This is a genomic window from Paracraurococcus lichenis (assembly GCF_030657435.1).
GTDB classification, from domain to species: domain Bacteria; phylum Pseudomonadota; class Alphaproteobacteria; order Acetobacterales; family Acetobacteraceae; genus Paracraurococcus; species Paracraurococcus lichenis.
Map to the genome: position 1 here is coordinate 1 of NZ_JAUTWS010000238.1, position 2,678 is coordinate 2,678.

The following is a 2,678-nucleotide window of genomic DNA, read 5'->3' on the forward strand; positions in this document are numbered from 1 at the left end:
ACGGTGTCCTCGCCGTACCGCCGGCGCGGCCCCACTGCCCCGCAGCAGCCGCATCGCGTGCTTGCGGTGGTGCCCCGTCACCGCCACGAACTCGTCGAGGATCCGGCCGCGATCCAGCCGGCTCGACCGGGCGTACCGTTCCGCAACGGCAGCCACCAACTCGTTCCGCGTCGTCATGCTCACCCGCCTCATCCCAGCCCTCGCAGCTCAGCGCTGCTCGGGAGCGTCTCAGGTGAGGCAACGGACCCGGCTCAGGAGCAAATCAGGTGAGGCAATGCGGCCAGCCCGGAATGTGTCGTGGATGCGCTCGGGTCGGACGCAGCATCCGGTGACGTTGGCGAAATACCTGTACGGTCCGCGCCAGCACCTGGGTTCCACGCGGCGAGTGGTATCCCTCCTCGGTCAGTACCGTGGCAACCTCGGTGTCCGTCAGGCCCTGGCGGGCCAGCTCGAGGATCCGCGCCTGCATCTCAGCGCCACGGGAAAGGGCGTGAAGCGCATGCACCCGTAGCTCGATCTGCTCCTCGGTGACCTCACCACCACGCCAGACAATGCGGATGTCGAGCCGCTCCGGTGCCGTGCGATGTAGAATGACCTTTTCAATTAGGCAGCGCAGCAGCGCTTTCTTGTGTGCTCGGTCTATGCCGGGCTGTTGCCACAGAGCAGGCAGCTGCGATCCGAGGACAAGGAAGTCATCACGCTCCTCGGTGCTCAGCGCCTCCAGTTGGTTGCGGGAGGCACGGCGAAGCGCGAGTGCCTCCTCGGCCAACCGCAGTTCACGTAACGCACCCTCCCAGCGATGCTCCAGCTCCGACGCGACCAGGCGGTTGTCGGGGTCGACCCGGTTGAACTGCCGTTCGGTGAGCAAGGCCTGGTAGCGTAGCCGCTCCACTTGCTGTGCCTCAGCGCGATCGAGTGCTTCCTCCGTCTGCAGCCGAGCATCCTGCGCTCGGGTCCAGGTTTCGAGTTCCTCGGGGCTCGCCGCAGCGAAGAACGCGACCACAACGCGGGCATCGATCGGCTCCGCAGGCAGGTACTGGCACGCCGGTTCACCCGGTGCTTCGCACGAGGAAGTTGCAGACGTAGCGACTACAGCCCTTGTACTGCACAGTCATCTTGTGGCCACATAGACCACACCAGACACTGCCCTGCAGCAGCGCCGCGCCGTCACGTGGCACACCGCGCGTCTGGTTGCGACTATACTCCGCGTGGTTGTCGCGCAGCATGGCCTGGATCCGTTCGAACTCGGCCCAACCGATGTAGGCAGGATAGCGGTCCTTCACGATCACTTTCCACTCCGACATGGGACAGCGCCCCGTGACCGGCTTGCCGCTGGCGTAGGTGGTTTCGCAGGAACGTGTGCGGCCGTAGACAAAGGCACCTGCATAAGCCGGGTTCTTGAGAACGCCGGCGATCATGCCGTCCGTCGGTGTCCGCCAGACCACCTCGCCAAACCGGTCAAGGCGTGGCAGCGTGAGGCCGCGATCCCGGAAGCAGCGGAGCACCTTGCCGGCCGAGCCCAAATCGAGGAACTCGGCGAACACCAAGCTGATCCGTTCCTGTACTTCCCGATCAGGATGCTTCATCACCGTGCCGTGCGTGTCGCGGACCAAGCCCATCGGCAAGCCTTGTACCAGCTCGCCGCGCTCCGCCTTGCTCAGCAGGCCTGCTGTCAGGCGACCGCGCAGCGTGTGCAACTCGACTTCAGAGATCGTTCCCTTCAGCCCCAAGAGAAGCCGCCCGTTCGCGGTGCCCGGATCGTACACGCCGTCCCGATCGCCGATAAGGCATCGCCGGTAGCCACACAGATCGAGCAGCGGGTACCAATCCGAGCAGTTCCGCGCCAGCCTGGTGACCTCGTAGGAGAGGATGATGCCGACCTCGCCGAGCGTCACGCGCGCAATCAGATCCTTGAAGCCTTCGCGCCACGTTGACGTCGCGCCGCTGCGACCGAGATCGGCGTCAATCACCTCGATGTCGGCGTCACGCCATCCAAGTTCCTGCGCACGGTGACGCAAGGCATACTGCAGACGCAGGCTCTCCTGGTTGCTCAGCACCTGCTGCGTACCCATCCGGGGAGGGCCGCCTACCGTGGTGCGGTGAAACCTGTCCTCTGTTCGTACGAGCGTTCTTTGGAGCGCCGTTAAGGACAGGGGGCGTGGATCGGAATGGAGATCATCACCGGGGTCGAGCGGCGGCGGCACTGGCGCGACGACGAGAAGCTTCGGATTCTTGCTGAGTTGGAGGAGTCTGGTGCGAAGTTCGCGGAGGTAGCGCGGCGGCACCAGGTCAGCCGCGGCCTGCTGTGGCAGTGGCGGGACGCACAGCGGCGCGGCAAGCTGGTCGCCGAGGCGTCGGGCTTTGTGCCGGTGCGGGTCATCCCGGAACTGCCTGCGCCCTGCGCGCCGGAGATGTCGCCAGGGACACCCTGCCCATCGATGAGCGATGCCGACGGCGCGCCGGACGACCGCATCGAGATCGTGCTGCCGGACGGCACGGCGGTACGGGTGGCGGAGGATGTCAGCACCACGGCGCTGCGCCGCGTGCTGGCGGCACTGCGCGGATGATCCCGGTCCCTTCCGGCGTGCGCGTCTGGCTGGCGGTCGGTCATACGGACATGCGCCGCGGGATGCACTCATTGGCCCTGCAGGTGCAGCAGGCGCTCGGGCGTGACCCGC

Annotated in this window: 4 protein-coding genes and 1 pseudogene; 2 read left to right on the top strand and 3 right to left on the bottom strand. The window is 66.2% G+C overall.

All coding sequences use genetic code 11. The features are described from left to right. From Q7A36_RS39255 to Q7A36_RS39265, 3 genes and pseudogenes are all read right to left on the bottom strand, one after another. A pseudogene (locus tag Q7A36_RS39255) lies at positions 1 to 183 on the bottom strand (ISNCY family transposase); the annotation flags it as partial. A 79-nt stretch (positions 184 to 262) separates the two neighbouring features. Then, positions 263 to 1,003, bottom strand: a complete 741-nt coding sequence (locus Q7A36_RS39260; protein ID WP_305109221.1) for a hypothetical protein — start codon at positions 1,001 to 1,003, stop codon at positions 263 to 265. 46 nt (positions 1,004 to 1,049) lie between these two features. Then, on the bottom strand, positions 1,050 to 2,072 hold the full coding sequence (locus Q7A36_RS39265) for a recombinase family protein (protein ID WP_305109222.1): 1,023 nt from the start codon (positions 2,070 to 2,072) through the stop codon (positions 1,050 to 1,052). A 96-nt stretch (positions 2,073 to 2,168) separates the two neighbouring features. Between Q7A36_RS39265 and tnpA the strand changes: the two genes are divergently transcribed. Beyond that, positions 2,169 to 2,567 carry an IS66-like element accessory protein TnpA gene (tnpA, locus tag Q7A36_RS39270; RefSeq protein WP_305109223.1) on the top strand — a complete coding sequence of 133 codons (399 nt, stop codon included), beginning with the start codon at positions 2,169 to 2,171 and terminating at the stop codon, positions 2,565 to 2,567. Further along, the coding region (tnpB, locus tag Q7A36_RS39275; RefSeq protein ID WP_305109224.1) for an IS66 family insertion sequence element accessory protein TnpB at positions 2,564 to 2,678 on the top strand (115 nt) is incomplete at its 3' end. The genes tnpA and tnpB, both read left to right, overlap by 4 nt.